Below are 20,493 nucleotides of genomic sequence, written 5' to 3'. Positions count from 1 at the left end.
GCGTGACGAATTGTTTCTTTTTAAGGGAAGAGAAAGAATGAACATGCAGAATAATACGTTGTATTTTCGGTATTCAACAGAATCATCAACCGAAGAAGATATGAATGAGATGTCCCTTCTTCTACGAACATTATGTAGGGCATCCGATAGTGATATCGTCTTTCTATGTATCGGGTCAGATCGTTCGACTGGGGATTCTTATGGTCCTTTTGTTGGAACTATGTTAAAAGAACAAAACTTCCCTTTCCATGTTTTTGGAACAATTTCAGAACCCGTTCATGCACTAAACTTGAAAGTCATACTAAAAGAAATTCATCATCAATTCAGTAATCCTATTATTTTTGGTGTGGATGCTTGTTTAGGGGATAACCATCAAATCGGTTCCATTATATTAAAAGAGGGTCCACTCACCCCTGGATATGCTATTAGCAGCCTATTACCTGCAGTGGGAAACTATCATTTAAAAGGAATTGTGAATTATTTTGACCCAGACTATCCAGTAAATTCTTTAAATAGCACGAGATTAGATACTGTAATGAGTCTCGCAAAAACGACATCTACTATTCTGTTGAGATCCGTCTAAGAAAAGCACAAGCGACTATGTTAGATGAATACAGTGAGCTAGATCGACACTCAGTAAAAAAGTTCATACTTTCTTATCTCTAAAAAAATGACGACGAATCTTTTGATTCATCGTCATTTTTGTATGTTCCAATTGTAATAACACCTAATAGTAACGCTGCAATTTTTATCACAACAACTTTTCCAAAAGCCCATCCAGTACAAATCACCGAACTCCATTTCAACTAAGCCAATTAATACATGTGTGATGCGTCATAATCATTGGCCTCTCACTTTAAGTAAACTTGTTATTTTAAGAATTAGTTGCTTTCACTACCAATTTGGTTGCTCTCGGACTAATTTAATTGCTTTTCGAATAGAATTGGTGGCTTTCAATGATTGGCCTATTGCTCTAAGCCATTTTCTGGTATTATTTATTCCAAAACTACATAATATTGGAATTTATCATGGCGAAACTTATTAATCTAAGGCATTATTGAATTAGAAGCTGAATAGTCAGCAAGTTTCATTGATTTTCGCTGCAGGTCGGCGGTGATGGCTAATCGCTCCCCCTGCGGAAAGCGTCCGCCCTGCAACAAAAATCCTAGCGGATACTTCTTGTGACGTACTATTCCTAAATAGTGGCCCTCTTCATACTGTTGAGAAACAGTTTATATTTGAAATCTCCTAAAGTACAAAAAAAGATGAGTGCTAGGACCCACCCTTTTCATCTTATCTTAATCTAAAATTTTTACTTTAACGGTTTTCTTACCCCAATTGATCGCTTCTTCTTGTGATGGAATGAAAATATCTATTTTATTCCCTTTAATCGACCCTCCAGTATCTCCAGCTATTGCTTCACCATAGCCTTCTACCCACACTTTTGAACCTAGTGGAATAACTGAAGGATCTACAGATATAACTTTTTGGTCTGGATTTGCAAGTAAGTCAATCCCTGTCGCTGTTACACCTGAGCATCCTTCACAATTTGCTGTATAAGCTGTTGAAGTAACAGTCAGTTCTTTTGCAGTTGATGCTACAGGTGCTGATGTTTTAGCCGCAACAGGTGCCGTATTTTCAGCTGTCGTATTAGATACATTTACGCTTGGTAAAGATGCTGCACTTACTTTTCGTTCAACCTTTTTAGTCCCTTCAATTACTAATTCATCTCCAGGGTGGATTAAATCACTAGTAAGTTGATTGCGCTCCATTAACTCATCCACAGAAAGATTATGTTGTTTGGCAATATCGAAAAGAGTATCTCCCAAAACAACGACATGCGTTTCAAGCATCTCTTCTATTTTTAACTCTTGAGATGGATATATAATAGTAGAGTCAAGATCATTCCATGTTTGTAAGTCTTGTACTGTTACATTCATTTTTTGAGAAATAGACCAAAGTGTATCTCCTTTTTCTACCGTATGAACGTTTGAAGCGGATGCTTGTCCCGCTGCTCCTACTGATAGTGTTGCAATAGCGGTTAGTGCGACAATGTGTTTTTTCATAAAATGAATTTCCTCCTTTTCACTAACGCTACTTAGTCTAACATCTAAAGATGACAATACTATTGCAGAATTGTGAGAAGGAGATATCAATTATATGACAAGATTTAATTCGCTGACATGGCACAATGGATTTGCACTTCTTTTAGACATCTTAAACGGAGAGTAATAACAGGAACGATGGGGTGTTGACCCGGTTAACGCTTTCATTTTTTAAAGAACAAAGTTTCCACAACATAGGAAGAAAGCCAAGGTACATTTTGTTTTAGCACATATTATGTAGAATGTACTCAATTTAGAGATTGATAGACTATTTAATCTTGGGACAACTTCAGTCTAATCCGCACTCTATTTCTACAGGATTATCAAATACGCCTAGACGTATTTGATTCCTCTTCTCTTCTGTCAGCTCCGAAGAAGTTATTGCTCCATAAATTCCACTAAAAATCTATGGCATACCCCGGAGGCTTTGGCCAACAGGATGTTGGTCACTCAGGCGTTGTAGCAAAAGTTCTTTTGCGACGAGCCTAGCGCAGGAGGAGGATGGGACAAAATTAGCCAGAGTACTCCATATTTAGCCGGGATTAGTGGACCCCTGCTGAATGAAGTAAAACAACAAGCATCATTATTAATCGATTCACATACAAGAGTAGTATAGTGAATCACTACTAAACTTAAGAGGGTGAACAAGATGCACGAAAGAGTATTAGTAATTGCTGCACACCCTGATGATGAGCTCCTCGGCAGCGGCGGCACGATAAAAAAGCTAATTAACAATGGATTCAAAGTTATTACTGTTATTATGGCGAAAGGACGGAAAGAAGAAGAGCAAAAGATGCAACAAAAGGTGTTAAATGCAAATAAGTACCTAGGGGTAGAGGAGTCTATTTTCTTAGAATATCCAAATCTACTATTAGAAACTTTTCCATTACATGTCATCACCAAAGAGATTGAATCCCTAGTAGTGAAATATGAACCATCTATAATCTTTACCCATCATTATGGAGACATCAATAAGGATCATCAAATTGTTTTTCAAGCTGTGTTAACGGCTGCCCGCCCACTACCTGGGAAAAAGGCAATTGAACTCATTTGTTTTGAAACAGTTTCTTCTAGTGAATGGAGTCATCATACGGATGATAAGTCCTTTAAACCTAACTATTATGTCGATATTACAGATACGATCACTAAAAAACTAGAGGCTCTTCAGTTCTATGATGTAGAAATGAGACCATTCCCTCACCCAAGATCCTATATAGGAGTAAAACATTTAGCCCAAGTTCGAGGTATGACTATTGGCGCTGAATATGCAGAAGCTTTTGAGATCATTAGGAGGATTTGGAAATGAAAGATAAGCAAAAGAATAATCTGCATTCCCTCTCTTTCCCAGATCCTTATCTGGTCTCTGCAACGGATCAATACTATGGCGTGACTCCTTCCTATGAAGAAAAACATACAAAAAAAGCGAAGAGAAAGAAAATAGCTCAGCCATCTATTGAAGCGATAAAAAGTAAAAAACTACGAATATTAATTACTACGTTTTGGGACTATCCAGCTGTAGGAGGCCTTCAAAACTATATATCCACACTTAAGAATGGCTTGGAAAAGTTGGGGCATTCTGTTGATATTATTGCTCCCAACAAATTCCCAAAAGATATTGTTAAAAAACTGAAAAAGAAATTTTCTAAAGAAACGAAAAAATTCTATTATAATCGCTATGGTTGTTACAGTGAAGAAATAGTAAAACAAAACGTACGTCTAATTAGTTACGAAATGATGTTAAGGGACATGGATTTAGAAGGATATGATATTTTTCACGCGCAAGATCGCTTTACAGCCAATGTACTAGGAAGAATAAATCAATATTACCAAAAACCACTTTTGTTTACCCCACATGGTTTCATGACTCATCGTAGACTTCAGTTTAATCTATTAGAAAAAGGTTCTGTGGAAGAATCCTACTTTTTATCAATGGATCAAAATGCCACTGTAAGCTCCAACCACATGATTATCCTATGTGAAGCCTTTCGTCCTATTCTAAAAAACATAGGTGCTGTGGATAGTAATTTGACAACAATTTATACCGGTATTGATTTTAACTTAGAGAACACTAAAAAAACGGTAAAAAAACCAAAAGGAAAAACAGTTATTACTTGTATTTCACGCCTTCGTCCACGTAAAGGTCATAAATACTTGTTTGAAGCTCTCGCTCTATTGAAAAGTGATTTTAATAATGTTGATGTATGGATTGTAGGCGACGGAGAAATGAGAGAAGAGCTAGAAGATCAGGTTAACACTTTACAATTAGACAATGTATCCTTTCTAGGAACTAGAACCGATATTCCTGAATTGTTAAGCCGATCTGATATCTTCGTACTACCGACCACCAGCGATACATTGCCGATTTCCATTATCGAGGCGATGTTTGCCGAAAAAGCAATTATTACGACGAATTGTGGTGGCATACCGGAAATCATCGAGGACAATCATTCAGGATTAATCGCTGAACAAAAAAACGCTCACCAATTATCCAAAAAATTATCTCTTCTATTACGTGACTCAACTTTAAGGAAAACGCTAGCTCAAAATGCAAAAGCATTTGCAGATCAGCATTTGACAAGTACAAATATGGTTAAAAAAATTGAAGAAATTTATCAATCACTTCTATATCAAGGAGTGAAAGAAGATGCGACATGAGATTTCCGCTGTTGTGTTGGATTTAAGTGCTACTGGGATTGGTATCGTTCGAAGTTTGAAAGAAAAAGGAATTAAAGTATATGCATTTGACATAAAAGGTAAATACGAAATTGGTAAAACACGTCATGCAACCTGTGGTATTTGTCCTAATCCCGTTTCTGAGAAAGAAAAATTACTTCATTTTCTAACTAACTTCGGTAAAAGCTTTAACAATAAACCTGTTCTCTATGCCGGATCAGATGATTTTGTCCATTTTATATCCAAACACAGATCCATTTTGTTCCGTTACTATCGTTTCTTATTACCAGTGCACTCTCTCGTTGAAAGCGTCTTAGATAAGACATTAACGTACGAACTGGCCATAAAGCATAATATTCCATGCCCCAAAACCTTGGCTATCCACGATGAGACTCAACTTGAACAAATTATTAATGAAGTCACCTTCCCTTGTATTTTAAAACCTGTCCAATCAGCCGATTTCCGTAAGCGAATTGATCACAATCTGTACAAAAAAGCAATTATGATAGAGCAGGCATCTGAATTACGAAAAGAATATCTTATTTACCGACCTTTCGGTGAACTGATGCTCCAAGAATTGGTTCCCGGAGATGAAGAATGCATCTATTCGGTTAAAACGCTTTTTGATGAACAGATGAATTTGACTGGAATGTGGATGAACCAAAAAATCCATCAGTTTCCCCCTGTTTTTGGTTCCTCCGCTATGGTCATCAGTAAAAGAGATGAAGAAGTTATTCAAAAGGCTGTATCCTTCCTCTCAGAATTAAAATTCAAAGGTTTAGCGATTACGGAATTCAAAAGAGATCAAAGAGATGGAGAGTTAAAATTTATTGAGATTAACGCAAGAATCGGACTCACACAAAGATTATCAACTGCAGTTGGCGTTAACCTGGCCTACTTATATTATTTGTTATTAACTGATCAAAACCCATCACCTGTAACTAGTCAAAAGGAAGGCGTAAAGTGGGTTTATCTAGTCCGAGATTTTATCTCTTTTGTTCAAAATCGAAGAAACGGGAAGATGACAATCGCCAACTGGTTAAAGGGTCTATCAGGGAAAAAAGTAGAAGCCCTGTTTGCATGGAATGACCCACTTCCATTTATTCGAAGCTTTATATCCCATCTGCGAAATTTATGGTGGAGACGATGAAAAGGAGTGGATGGTCATATGAGCAGTAGCGATGAGATCATAAGACAGTGGCAGCATTTTAGTTGGAAAGACAAGTTTGAAGATGTTCTCGGTAAAAATGTCGAACTAGTTGACACACAAATAGAATGTCTCAAAAATTCACGTGAAAAAACGAGTATATGGAAACTGATGATTAAGGATAAAGTGGAATCCATTCCAATTGTGCTTAAAATTTACAAACCGCCACTAAATGAAAATCATACAGTTGAAATTAATATGTATTTAAAAGCAAATAAAATTCTGCATGAGTTTATGCCAAAAGTATATTGGGTCGAATCGAATGTAAATACGAATGAAACCTGGATATTTATAGAATATGTGGAGCCATTACGGGGGCAAATTACCCTCGTCCCAAAACACTATGATCAAATCATTCCAATCGTGGCGAGGTTTCATGCACAGACATTTGAGAATCGTATTTTCCAGCATGGAGAAGTTTTTGGTTCTTGGCTCCCCAATTATCATTCAAAGTCGATGGCTTCAGAGCGAAACAAACATATAAAAAATACGAAGAAATACCTTGATTTAGCAATGAAAGATCCTAGTTTAAGGGAAGTAGTGGCGCCTAGCTATAATATCATTCAACAAATATTGAAAAAAGGCCCCATCTATTTCCCAGAAATTATGCAAAATGGACAGAGTATTATACATGGAGATCTTCATGTTCATAATATTAGCTGTCACAATGCAAGAAAAGATCAAGATTGGCAAATTCGATTGGTCGATTGGGAATCTGCAAAATATGCTCCTGTTTGGTTTGATCTTGTCGTTTTAGTCGAAATATTAATCGATTTTCGAACGGATTGGCATAAGGATGCAGATGAGATTCGAAAACATTGTGTCCATTTATACAGTGAAGAAATGAAAAAGCACGGGATTACATTTCAAACAGATCCACTACAACTTCTAAAAATGACTTATTTACAGAGAACTTTAGAGAAAAGGCTGCTTAATCACCTTCGCAGGGTGTTAAGGGGAGAAAAAAGTGTACTTCTAAAAAGATACTTGGAAAAAATTACGACTTGGGGACAAGAACTCGGATTATATTAATACAATTTTTTTTAATAGTAAGGGGGTGTATAAGTAATGGAAGAGTTTTCGGCAATAGTAGCAAAGAATAAGGGAAAACCTAGTACTAAGAATTTAAAGAAATATAAACTGATAGGAAAAGGAGCAGATGGATCTGTTTTTCAATTGACAGCAGACCGTTGCGTTAAAATTTTTGAAAAAGAGCAAACGAAAGAATTAGAACTGAAAGCGCTACAAGCGGGACAATCATCTCCTGTTATTCCCCGACTTTACGAGGATGGACCAAACTATATAGTTATGGAGTATGTGAAAGGAATCTCTCTTCCTCAGTATCTAAAAATAGAGAAGCAACTGCCTGAACCAATAGTGAAAAAAATTCTAGCTATGTTGACTGAATTGGAAAGAGTAGGATTTGAGAGACGTGATACAGAGGTTCGTCATATTTTGTTTAATGAAAATATGGAAGTAAAAGTAATCGATCTTAAGAGGGCATTTGGCTCGTTTAGATCTAATCCTACTAAGTTATTCAAAGGATTAGAAAAAAAAGGGTATTTAGAAGAGTTCATGCAACATGTAAAGAATCTTAATCCATCTCTTTATAATGGTTGGAAAAGCACCATAGATTAAGTTCAATAATTAGTACCAGGCTCTATAATAGTCCTAATTTTTATAGTAACCTGGTACTTTCATTCATTTGTAGCCTTTTACGATTTCTACAATTAACTAAATAGCATACCGAAAAAATCCTCATCTTATCGAATTTGGGATGGTGATGTGAACATACTCTTTTCTACTGGCATGACCAGATCATTAAAATGAGATTACCATACTACTCTTTGTCGACGTCTATATACTTTATTCTCTTTATAGTTCTTTTCCTCTTTTCCTATACCTAAATAATGCTCGCGAACCTCTTCATTTGATAATAGATAGTCCGCATTTCCTTGCATGACGACCCTACCATTCTCCATAATATATCCATAGTCAGCAATGGACAGGGCAATATTAGCATTTTGCTCCACTACTAACATGGAAGTACCCTCTTCTTGATTGATTCTCTTAATGATTTGAAAAATTTCTTTTACAAGTAACGGTGCAATCCCCAAAGATGGTTCATCCAGTAATAATAGCTTTGGTTTTGCCATAATCCCCCTACCAATTGCAAGCATTTGTTGCTCTCCACCAGACAAATAACCTGCTTTTCTTGAGCGTAAAGCTTTTAGTTTTGGAAAATAGACGAATATCTTTTCCATATCTGCTTTAATATTGGTACGATCCTTTCGTGAATAAGCCCCCGCCATTAAATTTTCCTCGATGGTTAAATCTCTAAATACATGCCGCCCTTCCATACAAAGAAATATGCCATTCTTTACAATTACATCAGGCGTAATATTGTTCAAATTTTTCCCCTGAAACTCGATTGTACCAGCCGTTATTTGTCCCCTGTCACCGGAAAGCAGCCCTGAAATCGACTTTAAGGTTGTCGATTTTCCTGCTCCATTGCTTCCTAAAAGCGCTACAATCTTTCCCTCTGGTACATGAAGCGACATCCCTTTCAAGGCTAATATGATTTTCGAGTAGACCGCTTCAATATTATTTACATGGAGCATCTTATTCTCCTCTCCACTAAAGTCATTTATTTGTATCCATTCATTAATCTTTGTGGCTGAAATAATCAGTTAACGGCTCCCATTTCCCACCCTTTACAATACCAAGACGTGTCTTTTCAGTACCTGTATGGCTATCTGCACTAAAGCTTACAGGAGCTCCTAAACCACCAAGATCCAAATCCTTTAAAGACTCCAGACCTGAACGAATTTCTTCCCCAGTTAAAACACCATCCGGATGATTTTTAGCAGCTTCCTGAATTCCAGCTACTAAAATTTTGGCAGTTGTCCATCCTTGAATGAATTTTTGGTTTATGTCTTCCAAAGTCTTCCCCTCTGCATCTAGATACTCTTTTATATCAGCCATTCCCGGAAGATCTTCTGATGGCATTGCATGTGAAAGAATTCCTATATATCCTTCCGCAATGTCAGCACCAACAATATCAATTACTCCTTCACCAGATGCCCAATTCAATCCGATAAATTGCGTTTCAATTCCAAGCGTATTAGCATCTCTTAATATGGTTGCTGTCGCTCCCCATGTTTCTTGAATAATGGCATAGTCAGGATTTTTCTTTTGCATGTTTAGCAATTGAGATTGTGCTTCTGTTGCTCGCACATCAACGATTTGCTCATCCACAATTTTCACTCCTATTTCCACGCCATATGCTTTAATATCTTCAATCGGCGAACGTCCAAATGCAGTATCATTGTATAATAGCGCCACTGTTGGATCAGATCCTTTATGATTGTCTTTAATCCATTTCAATGCGGAGCGCCCTTGGTCTGAATAAGATGCGGCAGCCAAGAAGTTATATGGACTTTCCTCTAGACTCTTTAAGTTCTCTGAATAGGAAGCAGACATGAATGGTAGCTTATCACTAGCTACTTGTTGACGCAAAGCTTCCGTATCACCAGTTCCCCAACCAAGTACAGCAGAAACCTTTTCCTTATCACGAAGTTCCTGATAAATTTTCTGCGCTTGAGGAATTTCATAAGCATAGTCTTTTCCGGTCAACTCAATCGTTAGTCCATCTACTCCACCTTTACTCTTTAAATACTTGAAATACGCTTGCTCCCCTTCTGCATATGGCGTCCCTACATCACCAGTTCCTCCAGTAATATCGTAAAGTCCACCTATTACAACTGTTCTATCCCCTTTTTTCACTTCTCCATTTACTGCTACCTTTTCATCTGAACATGCACCAAGCAATAAAACGAATATTATTCCCATTAACAAGCTTGTAAACATACTTTTTCTAATTTTCACGAATATCCCCCTCTTTTATAAACACATACTACTAATAAGAAAATGGCCATAATTTAAAATAATTCTTCATATTGAGCCAAATATGAGCTAACCCACCTGGTTCAAATATTAAAAACAAAATAATTACTACACCAAATACAAAGTCTTTAAAAGCGGAAAGCAGTTGGTACAAATCCGGCGCAAAAGCAGCTAAAACGTCAATGATGGAACTTAAACTTACCGGCAAAAGTGTAATAAAAACAGCGCCCAAAATGGAACCAAATATACTACCTAAGCCTCCGATTAAGATCATAGCCAAATATTCTATCGATACATGAAAACTATAAAGTTCCGGGCTAACAATCATCGTGTAATGCGCTAATAACGCACCAGCAATTCCTACAAAAAAGGAACTTATAGCAAATGCCATTACTTTATATTGGAATAGATTAATCCCCATAATTTGTGCTGCAATATCACGATCACGGACCGCTAAAAAAGCTCTACCAGTTCGTGTTCTTATCAAATTTGTTGCATACAATATAGTTAATAAAAGAATAATTGCACATAAATAGTAATAACCTGTATTACTTGATAAAGAAAACTCCCCAATTGTAGGTCGGTTAAGGATCATTCCTGCGGTTCCACCTGTTACACTATTCCACCTACTAATAACAAAAAGAATAATGACTTGAGCAGCTAGGGTGGCAATTGCTAAGTACAAGCCCTTCAAGCGTAATGACGGAATCCCAAATAGACCGCCTATTAGAGCCGTTACAATTCCTGCTATTGGCAACGCAATCCAAAAGCTCAAGCCATAAGTGGATGTCAATATTGCTGAAGTATAACCTCCCACCCCTAGAAAAGCTCCTACTCCTATCGATATTTGGCCAGTTAAGCCGGTCAAAATATTAAGACCGATTGCCCCAACAGACGCAATTGCACATAATGTGAGCAGTCCTATCCAGTAGTTGGACACCAAAAGAGGCAATGAGAGAACGATAAGCACAATGAGTAGGGCTTTAACTTTAGCTCCAGTAGTCCCAAACAACTTCATATCGTCGCTATAGGAAGTTTTATAATTCCCGCTTTCCCTTACAAATAAATTACGCAATCTATCACACCCTCTCGATTCTTCGACTACCAAATAATCCATGTGGTTTTAGCATCAATATAAGGAGGACAATGATAAAAGGAACAACATCCTTCAAACCCCCTCCTACAAGAGGGTCCAAATATCCTCCAGCTAAATTTTGAAGAATACCAATGATAAATCCTCCAATAATTGCTCCTAGAACACTATCGAGGCCTCCTAGAATAACGACTGGTAAAACCGTTAACCCGATAGCGGACATGGTAGGACTTAGACCATTTATGTTACCAAGGAGGACTCCCCCAACAGCAGCCACAACCGCAGCAATCATCCAAGTTGCAGCATAGACGTACTTCACACTCATCCCCATGGATAGAGCTGCTTGACGATCATCTGCGACCGCTCTCATAGCAATCCCCATTTTAGAAAACTTGAAGAAGAGAGAAAAAATGACAAGTAACAAAACTACCACTATAAATGACCAAAGATAAACAGGAGTAATGATTACTCCCGCAATATTAATAGGGGTTTGTGGAAAAACCGGTGGAAATGTCCGTGTCTGATGCCCCCAAATCATATGCACTGCACCGCCTAGTAAGCTCGACAATCCTATGGTGGCCATAATGACCGAGACAACCGGTGCATTCTGTATAGGTCTAATTACCAGTCTCTCGACAACTAATCCAAGAACAGCGCTAAAGACAAGCGTTATAAGTAGCGCATAGATGAATGGAATTTTATAAGCGGTCATTAAGATTAAACAGACATAAGGTCCAATTATAACGAATTCCCCATTCGCCAAATTCAATGCGCCACTAGCTCTGTAAATTAGAACAAACCCTAATGCGACAAGTCCATAAATACTTCCGACTACCACTCCTGTTACGAGCATTTGAAGAAAAAATGTCATGTTTATGCCACCCCCTGTTTCATGTTCAACTGAATGACTTGCAAACTAATCTCCCCTATAGATTCTTTTTCAAAATTAGTCATTGTCACTTTTTGAGTCTCAGAATACATACCATTTATAAGCATCTTATACTTATCCTCGATGAACTTTCTTCTTACCTTTAATGTACGCGTGAGTTCAGCATCATCCGCAGTAAACTGTTTGTGTAAAATAGTAAACTTTTTTACTCGTGCATAAGCTGGTATTTGACCCATTAACCCAGTAACTTGTTGTTCGATAAACTCTACAACTTGGGCATTTCTAGCTAAATCAGAATACTCCGTGTAAACAATTCTATTTTTATCCGCCCAGCGACCTACGCTATTCAAGTCGATATTTAATATAGCAGTCATATAGGGCTTATCCTTGCCGAAGCAGACAGCCTCTTGGATATAAGGACTTGTTTTCAATTTACTTTCTACTATTCTCGGATAAATGAGTTTATCATTTTGGTCCTTTATAATATCCTCCCCGCGATCAAGCATATAAAGATGTCCATCTGTTCCTAAGCGTCCACAATCACCAAGAGTAATCCAACCGTCGATGTTTGTTTCGCGATCTTCCTCATGTAAATACTCCGTAGAAATAGAGAAATTTCTTACGTAGATAGCTCCATCTTCTCCAATTCTCACTTCCGTTCCAGGCAGAGGTACACCCGCACTCTCCACATTAATATCATTATCATGCTGAACAAATGCAATTCCAGCTAATTCTGTCCCTCCATACGTTTGTTTTACATTAACTCCAATACTATGAAAGAAATAAAAAGCTTCCGCTTCAAGTGCCGCTCCCGCAATGTACGCCCTTTTTATCCTAGATAAACCAAGATGATCTCGGATTGCACTGAAAATGAGGAAATCACCTAGTTGATACATGAGTTTCTCCCCATACGAAAGTGTTTGTTTCTTTATCTTCTCTTGTGCCATTTTGTCACCAATCTTTTTAAAAGTTTGGTAGACTTTTTTCTTAAACCAACTTGCCCCTTCCATTCTTATCGTAAAATCAGACATGATCTTTTGGTAAACTCTTGGCGGTGCTAGCAGTGTATGGGGACCTATCTCGCGTAAATCACCGATAACCGTATGTGGCTTTTCCGGAAAATTTATAACGATTCCAGTTGTTAAAGGAATAACGCTACTTATCACTTGTTCGTGAATCCAAGATAGCGGTAAAAAGGAAAAATAATCATCCTTGTTTTCCATTTTGTCTACCATCGTAAGGCTTTTAGCGGCCTCTATTAAACTTTCATGTGTTAGTAAAACCCCTTTTGGATTTCCAGTTGTTGCAGCGCTATAAGCAACCAGTGCATACTCGTTTCCTAGTCTCTGCGCTAATTTTTCTTGAATTAAGTGACGATTATCTTCTATTAAACTGGTCCCATGATCTAATAACTCATCAAAGTCTATTAGCTTCGAATGCTTATAATGGCGCATTCCTTGTTTATTGTAAAAAATAATATGTTCGACAAGTGGTATCTCTTTTTCGATTTCGAGCAATTTATCTACTTGCTCCTGATCTTCCACTACAACAATACGTGCCTGACAGTCGTTTAAATAATAGACAATTTGCTCTGGACGCGACTCTTGATAAATTCCAACCGATATGCCACCTAAACTTTGAGCCGCCATTTGTGAATAGAGCCACTGCGGTCGATTTTCGCCTATGATTGCAAGTTTTTCACCGCTTTTAAAATCCAACCTTTTAGCAAGCGAAATGGACAATTGCTCTACCTTTTTAAAATAGTCACCCCATGTGATTTCGTTCCATATTCCTAGATGTTTTTGCCTGAGTGCAACTTCGTGTTCGTGCTTAGACGCACGTTCCGCTAAAAGATTAGGTAATGTTTTTTCTGACCCCATTTTTGTTCCACCTTTCTAAATAACGGTTTCTTCCCCAATATAAGCTCGAATTACATCCGGATTTTTCTGTATTTCTTCCGGAGTACCAAATCCGATACGTTTTCCAAAATCTAAAACTGCAATATGATCAGATAAATTCATGACGATCCCTAAATCATGCTCGATTAATACAACGGTTATATCCATTACTTCATGCATATCTAGTATGAAACGAGCCATCAAATCTTTTTCTGTATTGTTCATCCCAGCCATTGGTTCATCTAATAGGATTAACTCCGGTCCGAGTGCTAGCGCTCTGCCTACTTCCACTCGTTTTTGTAATCCGTAAGGGAGCGTTCCAACGGGCGTATGTCGGATATCTTGCAGCTCTAGAAACTCAATGACTTCCTCTACTTTTTTCCGATGCTCAATTTCTTCTTTTGCCGCTTTGCCAATATAAAATCCTCCGCTTATTGCACCCGAGTTCATTAGTGTATGTCTACCTAACTTTAAATTGTCTAATACTGACATATGAGCAAACAGTGCTATATTTTGAAAGGCCCGTGCAATCCCAAGTGTTGTCCGATGATAAGGCTTCATGTTCACTATTTCCTGTCCTTTATAACGGATTGAACCGCTAGTTGGATGGTATAAACCGCTAATGCAGTTGAGCATACTTGTTTTCCCTGCTCCATTGGGACCAATAAGTGAGAAGATTTCTCCCTTTTGTATATGATAGGTGACGTCATCTAATGCTTTTACTCCACCGAATTGCAAAGACACGGCTTCTATCTCTAAAATAGGCTCCACTCGGATTCTCCTTCCAAGGTCATTTCTGTAATTTTTTATATATTCTGAATACTACTTCAGGCACAGCGGTATTGTCAATCTTATTTATGAAACTTAAGAACTAGTATTTTGTCGATAATTGCATAAAATTGCATATCTACATTTAGTGAAATACCACGTACATTTTTTCTATATTATTACAACTAAACAGTCTATATAACTTATCTCGAATGGTATTTTATTGAATTTATTTACTTCTTCAACGTAAAAAAACTCCATCTATGACGATTGGTCATAGATGGAGTTACAAAAGTTATTTAACTTTCGACACGAACTTCTTCAATCATGCCTCTTTCAGCATTTGAATTTTTTTCATAACGTGATGGAGATCTATTGTTTTACCTGAAAATATTATGTTTAAATAAGTATTCATAGGAAATATCAATGAATAAATACCCATTTGCATAAATTGGCACTGAAAATGTTCGCGTCATTTCTCCAGTGTCGATGTCGCTATATACATCAGAAAAAACACCATTTTGGTCATTGCGCATAGTAATGATCGTTTTTAAAAAGTATGGACGCCAGCTCCAATTTTTATTAATCGCTTCTTTTTGTATATGCCACTCGTTATTAATCCGCATAATATTAGTAGATGTTTGAAAGCCTTCTTCATCGCAAATATATAGACGGAAAGAATAATCATCAAGCGCATGTGCGAGTGCAAGAAGCTGCTCCGGATCATTGCTCGTAGGCTTTAAAAGGTGTACGGTTTTTTCTAATATACTCTGCAAAGCCTTTAACTCCTTATAGTTTTCTTCAAGAAGTCGTTTTTCTGCGGAGATGAACTGCTGACATTTTTCTTTAAAACTTTCTTTTAATTGATCACGTGGAATCGTAGCTGTATGTACTTCTGCTAAATATTTTCCTTGATAATATCGCCCACCATTTTTCCATGCAAATTGGAGCTGGTGCACACTATCAATGCCTTCAAATAACATATTTGCACCCATTCTACGCGCCATTGTACTAAGTGATGTGAACAAATCGTTTTCCACACCCCAAGACTCATAGCTCAACTTTGCAATATTCAGCTTCAAAATATTAGGTGACAGCATGTTTATATAATCTAGATGACTTTCTGAGCCAACTTGATTTATAGCTATTTTTATCCCATATGTTCGGTAATAACGAAGCACATTATTCAGTTCTTTAAATGCACCTTTAAAGTCATGCTCCGAAACGACAATAACAATGCGTTCAAGCTCATCTTCCGGAATATATTGTTTGATGATATCAAAATAACTCTCCCCATAGTCGAGCACAAGCAAATTGGCGTTGCAAGGTAAATAAATATCAAATTTCTTCGCTTCCTCCGTTAATTGAGAAAGGGCAAGACTCCAAATTTTATGTGTCACTTCCACACGGTACTCTTCTGGAATTTCCTCATCGTAGGCAAATGAATTCAAATTCACCTCTTGATCATCAACAATCAGCTTACCAGAGATTTCATATGCAATAACGACATGTTCATCCGCACTAAAAATCGGCTGAAAACACACTTTTAGTTTATCTAAATTGGTTAGTACTTCTATTGCATCCATTTACGTAATCCCCCTTAAACTTCAATTGATTTCATTCCTCTCTTCATGGTATTCCAATAAAATATGATATGCAATCGAATTGTTCATGAAAAACTACCCTTATAGGGGATAGCTTGCACAATATAGAGATAATGCGTCTTAAAGATAGGATCTTCTGGTTTGTCGTGTTGGGCGGTCTTTTTGTCGCACTCGGGGTAGTCTTTGTCGCGTTCGCAGTGGATTTGTCTCGTTCAACCATTTATTGGATTTTATCTTCAAGAAATAGTGGATTGGAGCGGAAGGGCGGCGACTCCGGAGGGATCAAGTGAGACAGATGAGACTTCACAACGTACGCGCAAGCGGCGGTGAAGGCTCATCGCTCACCCCTCGGAAAGCGTCCGCCCTGAAGCGGAAATCCTAGCGGTAAATTCTTTAAGACGCATTATCCCTATATTATGCTTAAAACAAATAAACGGCATACCCTATGTTATTGCGAGAAAGTTTTCCACATGTCAGAGATTTGATAATTTCCTCAATCGCAAAAAAGCTCATCATCCGTTACGAATGATGAGCTTTCTATATACTTTTTATTCTTGTAAATCTTCAATAGATGTAATGTCCATATAAGCAGGGACAACTAAACCGATTTTCACGCCAGTCATACTGGCACCGAGATCCTCAAATTTTCCATCAAATTTTTCTGAATACGTTGCATGCGTTATTGGTAACCATGCAGCTAGAGATGCATCTGCGCTACCATCAGCAACTGCAGTCCACATAGGACCTGCTTCTACTTGTACTGTTGTTACTTTATAGCCCATATCTTCTAATACGATTTTCATCACATTTGTGCTAGCGATCTCGCTATCCCATGCAACATATGCAAGCTTGATTTCATCGCCATTAACTTTTTCAACACCGTCTGTCCATACAGCAATTTTATTTGCATTTGCATCTACCCAGTTTTGTGCAGCTACTTCTGGTTTTTCACCTTCTTGGATGGCGATCATAATTTCACCCATATCATCTTCTGACCAGCTGAAGTTTGATAATATTTGATGAGCTTCAGGTAAATCTTCTTGTAATCCTGTTCGACCTATTGTATGGATTTCTTCTTCCCCACCATATGAACCTTTTGGATCTTCAAGATATTTCAAATCGTATTTTGCGAACTTCCAGTGCGGCGTCCAACCTGTTATAATAATTGGTTTTTCTGCATCATACGCCTTTTTCAAAGCAGCAGTCATTGCGGCGCTTGAACCAGAAACTAAATCCCATTTTTCTAATTCATAATCTGTTATAGCACGTTCAGTTGCTTCCATAATGCCAGCACCTGGGTCAATACCCGTTATTTTATATTTGACCGATTCTCCGACTGAATCCGCTTCTGAAGTAGAACCTTTATCCTCATCTGACCCACATGCTGCAAGCCCAAGTGATAATAGGGCGATTGCCCCTAAACCTGTAATCTTTTTAGCTAAATTCATGATAATTTTCCCCCTATTTTTTTCTTTCTTGCTCCGGCTTGTTGTGTAATACGATCTAAAATAATCGCAACAATAACGATAGAAACCCCGGTTTCAACACCTACACCGGTTTTCAATTGTGTTACAGATCGGTAAACTTCTTCCCCAAGTCCTGGTGCACCAACCATCGATGCAATGACAACCATGGATAGAGCTAGCATGATGCTTTGATTGACACCGGCCATAATCGTTGGTTTAGCAAGTGGAATTTGTATTTTCATTAATCTTTGACCAGTCGTAGAACCAAATGCTTCTGTCGCTTCTATTAAATCTTTTGGGACCTGTTCAATTCCTAACATCGTTAAACGAATTGTCGGAGGCATCGCAAAAATGACCGACGCTACTACTCCTGGAACGACACCAATATTAAAGAAGAAAATTGCAGGTATTAAGTAAACAAATGCAGGCATTGTCTGCATTAAGTCAAGTAGCGGATTGACCACCTTACGAACACTCGCTTTTTGCGAGCCCCAAATACCAATTGGAATACCGATTACTACGGCCAAAAAGACCGATGTCAATACAAGGGCTAACATTTGAAGCATTGGATACCAATAGTCTAAGTAATCAATGAATAAAAGCCCGACTAATGTAAAGAAGGCAATTTTTCTCGTGGAAATAAAATAAGCGATTAATGCGAAGATGATCGCAAGTAAAATGGATGGGACCATATCTAGAACGGTTACCGCTCCTTCAACAACCCCTCCTAATACATCTGCAATCCCGTCCAATACGGAACCAAATGTAGAAACGAGCCAATCGACACCGCTATCTATCCAATCTGCAAACGGAAGTCTAGGTAATAATTCATTCATCTTATATCACCTCCGTATTCAATTGGTCAGCTGGTGCGATTATTCCATCATTATTAATAAACTGGTTGTCACCAGATAAAGCACCAATCAGTGCGCCACGAATAATAATTCCTAGTAACTTTTGATCTTCACTAATAACTGCTACCGGAATGGACGCAGTCGATACAACATCAAAAAACTCCGTTAACACAGTATCTGGCGAAATCATCGGAAGATTAGAGATTAATACATCTTCTAGTGACTTATCTGTTTCCGATGCTGCTACCGCATCCTGTGCAGTGACTGCTCCCATTAAACGATTACTTTTATCGACAACATAAATAGAAGAAATTCCGAGTTGTTTCATTAAACGAAGGGCAACGCGAGGTCCTCTGTCCACTTGTATAGCTTCTGCCTTTTTCATAATATGTCCTGCTGTTAATACTTTCGCTAAATCAACGTCCTCGACGAAGCGTTCTACGTATTCATTGGAAGGACTCATCAATATCTCTTCTGGTGTACCAATTTGAACAATTTCTCCGTCTTTCATCAATGCGATGCGATCTCCAATTCGAAGTGCCTCATCTAAGTCATGGGTGATAAAAATAAACGTTTTCCCCATATCACTATGAAGCTGTAGGAGTTCATTTTGCATATCTTTCCGAATAAGGGGATCTAGTGCACTAAAAGCTTCATCCATTAGTAGTATATCTGGATCATTAGCTAGTGCTCTTGCAAGTCCCACGCGTTGTTGCATTCCGCCGCTTAGTTGGTTCGGGTATTGATCTTCATATCCAGCAAGACCAACAAGTTTTAATGAATCGACCGCTTTTATTCGGCGCTGATCTTTTGGAACCCCTTGGATTTCCAAACCATATTCGGTATTTTCAACAATCGTCTTATGTGGAAAGAGAGCAAAGTTTTGAAAAACCATACCTATTTTTTTACGTCTTACTTCACGTAGCTGCTCTTTATTCATCTGAACAATGTCTTCTCCATCAAGCAAAATTTGCCCTACTGTCGGATCAATCAATCTGTTTAACATTCTAACTAAGGTTGATTTACCACTTCCTGAAAGACCCATAATGACAAATATTTCACCATCATTGACATCAAAAGTTACATTTTTAACCCCTACAGTTGCACCGGTTGCTCTTAAAATGTCACCTTTCGACTTTCCTTCTTTTAGAAGCTGTACTGCTCGCTTCACGTTCTTTCCGAAAATTTTCGTAGTATCTTTTACTACGATTTTTTTCTTGATACTTTGTTCGTTCATATACACACTCCTAACCGCTCATAATAAATGAACACCTAATCATTATATATGTAATATGTTTGCAAAACAACCGTAATAACTTTATTTATAGTTTGTACAGTAAAAACTGTACAAACTATAAAGAAAAAAATTGCTTTTTAACGAAGGATATAATACATTTAATAAAGTCAGCTAGTTTAGTGAAGAGAAGCTGATTTCAGTGGAGGGAAGACGTAAATGGAAGGTTACGAAAAACTCGAAAAAGCCCGGGAACGTGTTATCGAGACAATTGCACAAAATATACATCTCTACGGTTTGGTACCTTCTGCAGGTAGACAGTACGGAATGATGTTTTTTCAAAATGAACCATTAACATTGGATGACATGACGGAAAAGCTTGGTATGAGTAAAACAAGCATGAGCACTTCCGTTAGAGCTTTGTCTGATTTAAAATTAGTCGAACGCGCTTGGAAAAAAGGTGTTCGAAAAGATTTATATAAAGTGACAGATGATTGGTACCAAAGCTTTATCGATCTGTTTTCGATCAAATGGCGGAGATCCGTTACGCTTCATTTAGTTGCGATAAAAAAATCATTAGCTGAACTCGAGCAATTATCAACAGATCCTACAGCTAGCGAGGAATTACAAAAAGAAGTCCAAATCGATATCGAAAAACTAAAATATATTAAAAATTATTATGAGTGGCTCGAACGTTTGGTAGATGTCTTTGAAGATCAAAAGATTTTTGAACTCGTTCCGATTATGAACGATGCAGAAATCGATTCTAAAGACTGACCATTAAAAAGGTACTGCT

The 20,493-nt window shown here is 37.7% G+C and carries 18 protein-coding genes; 7 read left to right on the top strand and 11 right to left on the bottom strand.

The window, feature by feature from the left end:
- Positions 1 to 37: 37 nt before the first annotated feature.
- A complete protein-coding gene (gene yyaC / locus ACIQYS_RS18790) occupies positions 38 to 583 on the top strand; it encodes a spore protease YyaC (protein ID WP_402983364.1) in 546 nt (181 codons plus the stop codon).
- A 715-nt stretch (positions 584 to 1,298) separates the two neighbouring features.
- Here the strand turns inward: yyaC and ACIQYS_RS18785 are convergent.
- Positions 1,299 to 2,066 (bottom strand): LysM peptidoglycan-binding and 3D domain-containing protein, encoded by a 768-nt coding sequence (locus ACIQYS_RS18785; protein ID WP_402983361.1) that lies wholly within the window; start codon positions 2,064 to 2,066, stop codon positions 1,299 to 1,301.
- Positions 2,067 to 2,754: 688 nt separating this feature from the next.
- Here ACIQYS_RS18785 and ACIQYS_RS18780 point away from each other — a divergent pair.
- From ACIQYS_RS18780 to ACIQYS_RS18760, 5 genes are read left to right on the top strand one after another with little or no spacing between them, the layout of a single operon-like run.
- On the top strand, positions 2,755 to 3,411 hold the full coding sequence (locus ACIQYS_RS18780) for a PIG-L deacetylase family protein (RefSeq protein WP_402983358.1): 657 nt from the start codon (positions 2,755 to 2,757) through the stop codon (positions 3,409 to 3,411).
- Positions 3,408 to 4,760 (top strand): glycosyltransferase family 4 protein, encoded by a 1,353-nt coding sequence (locus ACIQYS_RS18775; RefSeq protein WP_402983355.1) that lies wholly within the window; start codon positions 3,408 to 3,410, stop codon positions 4,758 to 4,760. Before ACIQYS_RS18780 ends, ACIQYS_RS18775 begins: the two co-directional genes overlap by 4 nt.
- Positions 4,750 to 5,928, top strand: a complete 1,179-nt coding sequence (locus tag ACIQYS_RS18770; RefSeq protein ID WP_402983351.1) for a carboxylate--amine ligase — start codon at positions 4,750 to 4,752, stop codon at positions 5,926 to 5,928. The genes ACIQYS_RS18775 and ACIQYS_RS18770 overlap by 11 nt, the downstream gene beginning before the upstream one ends.
- 18 nt (positions 5,929 to 5,946) lie before the next feature.
- Positions 5,947 to 7,017, top strand: coding sequence for a phosphotransferase (locus tag ACIQYS_RS18765; protein ID WP_402983348.1), 1,071 nt, complete (start codon positions 5,947 to 5,949; stop codon positions 7,015 to 7,017).
- A gap of 36 nt (positions 7,018 to 7,053) precedes the next feature.
- Positions 7,054 to 7,623 carry a kinase gene (locus ACIQYS_RS18760; protein WP_402983345.1) on the top strand — a complete coding sequence of 190 codons (570 nt, stop codon included), beginning with the start codon at positions 7,054 to 7,056 and terminating at the stop codon, positions 7,621 to 7,623.
- 194 nt (positions 7,624 to 7,817) lie between these two features.
- Here the strand turns inward: ACIQYS_RS18760 and ACIQYS_RS18755 are convergent, their stop codons facing one another.
- The 10 genes from ACIQYS_RS18755 to ACIQYS_RS18710 all read right to left on the bottom strand — a co-directional run bounded on the left by ACIQYS_RS18755 (position 7,818) and on the right by ACIQYS_RS18710 (position 19,700).
- On the bottom strand, positions 7,818 to 8,606 hold the full coding sequence (locus tag ACIQYS_RS18755; protein WP_402983342.1) for an ABC transporter ATP-binding protein: 789 nt from the start codon (positions 8,604 to 8,606) through the stop codon (positions 7,818 to 7,820).
- A 43-nt stretch (positions 8,607 to 8,649) separates the two neighbouring features.
- A complete protein-coding gene (locus ACIQYS_RS18750) occupies positions 8,650 to 9,873 on the bottom strand; it encodes an ABC transporter substrate-binding protein (RefSeq protein ID WP_402983339.1) in 1,224 nt (407 codons plus the stop codon).
- 31 nt (positions 9,874 to 9,904) lie between these two features.
- Complete coding sequence (locus tag ACIQYS_RS18745) at positions 9,905 to 10,966, bottom strand: branched-chain amino acid ABC transporter permease (protein WP_402983336.1); 1,062 nt, start codon at positions 10,964 to 10,966, stop codon at positions 9,905 to 9,907.
- 4 nt (positions 10,967 to 10,970) lie between these two features.
- Positions 10,971 to 11,855: a branched-chain amino acid ABC transporter permease gene (locus ACIQYS_RS18740; protein WP_402983333.1), complete on the bottom strand. Its 885-nt coding sequence runs from the start codon at positions 11,853 to 11,855 to the stop codon at positions 10,971 to 10,973.
- 2 nt (positions 11,856 to 11,857) lie between these two features.
- Positions 11,858 to 13,753, bottom strand: coding sequence for an AMP-binding protein (locus ACIQYS_RS18735; RefSeq protein ID WP_402983330.1), 1,896 nt, complete (start codon positions 13,751 to 13,753; stop codon positions 11,858 to 11,860).
- 15 nt (positions 13,754 to 13,768) lie between these two features.
- Positions 13,769 to 14,542, bottom strand: coding sequence for an ABC transporter ATP-binding protein (locus ACIQYS_RS18730; RefSeq protein ID WP_402983327.1), 774 nt, complete (start codon positions 14,540 to 14,542; stop codon positions 13,769 to 13,771).
- Between the two features lie 377 nt (positions 14,543 to 14,919).
- A complete protein-coding gene (locus ACIQYS_RS18725; protein WP_402983324.1) occupies positions 14,920 to 16,125 on the bottom strand; it encodes an EAL-associated domain-containing protein in 1,206 nt (401 codons plus the stop codon).
- Positions 16,126 to 16,691: 566 nt separating this feature from the next.
- A complete protein-coding gene (locus tag ACIQYS_RS18720) occupies positions 16,692 to 17,591 on the bottom strand; it encodes a glycine betaine ABC transporter substrate-binding protein (protein WP_402983321.1) in 900 nt (299 codons plus the stop codon).
- The gene (locus tag ACIQYS_RS18715) at positions 17,588 to 18,445 is read right to left on the bottom strand and encodes an ABC transporter permease (protein ID WP_402983318.1); all 858 of its coding nucleotides are present in this window, start codon (positions 18,443 to 18,445) and stop codon (positions 17,588 to 17,590) included. The genes ACIQYS_RS18720 and ACIQYS_RS18715 overlap by 4 nt, the downstream gene beginning before the upstream one ends.
- A gap of 1 nt (position 18,446) precedes the next feature.
- Positions 18,447 to 19,700 carry a quaternary amine ABC transporter ATP-binding protein gene (locus tag ACIQYS_RS18710; protein WP_402983314.1) on the bottom strand — a complete coding sequence of 418 codons (1,254 nt, stop codon included), beginning with the start codon at positions 19,698 to 19,700 and terminating at the stop codon, positions 18,447 to 18,449.
- A 216-nt stretch (positions 19,701 to 19,916) separates the two neighbouring features.
- Here ACIQYS_RS18710 and ACIQYS_RS18705 point away from each other — a divergent pair, with 216 nt between their 5' ends.
- Entirely contained in the window at positions 19,917 to 20,474 is a 558-nt protein-coding gene (locus ACIQYS_RS18705) for a GbsR/MarR family transcriptional regulator (RefSeq protein ID WP_402983311.1), read from the top strand.
- Positions 20,475 to 20,493: the final 19 nt, after the last annotated feature.

Origin of the sequence: Psychrobacillus sp. NPDC096426 (assembly GCF_044762745.1) — a bacterium.
Taxonomy (GTDB): domain Bacteria; phylum Bacillota; class Bacilli; order Bacillales_A; family Planococcaceae; genus Psychrobacillus.
The sequence above is the reverse complement of the archived record's forward strand: the minus strand, read 5'-3'. Positions and strand labels throughout refer to the sequence as shown.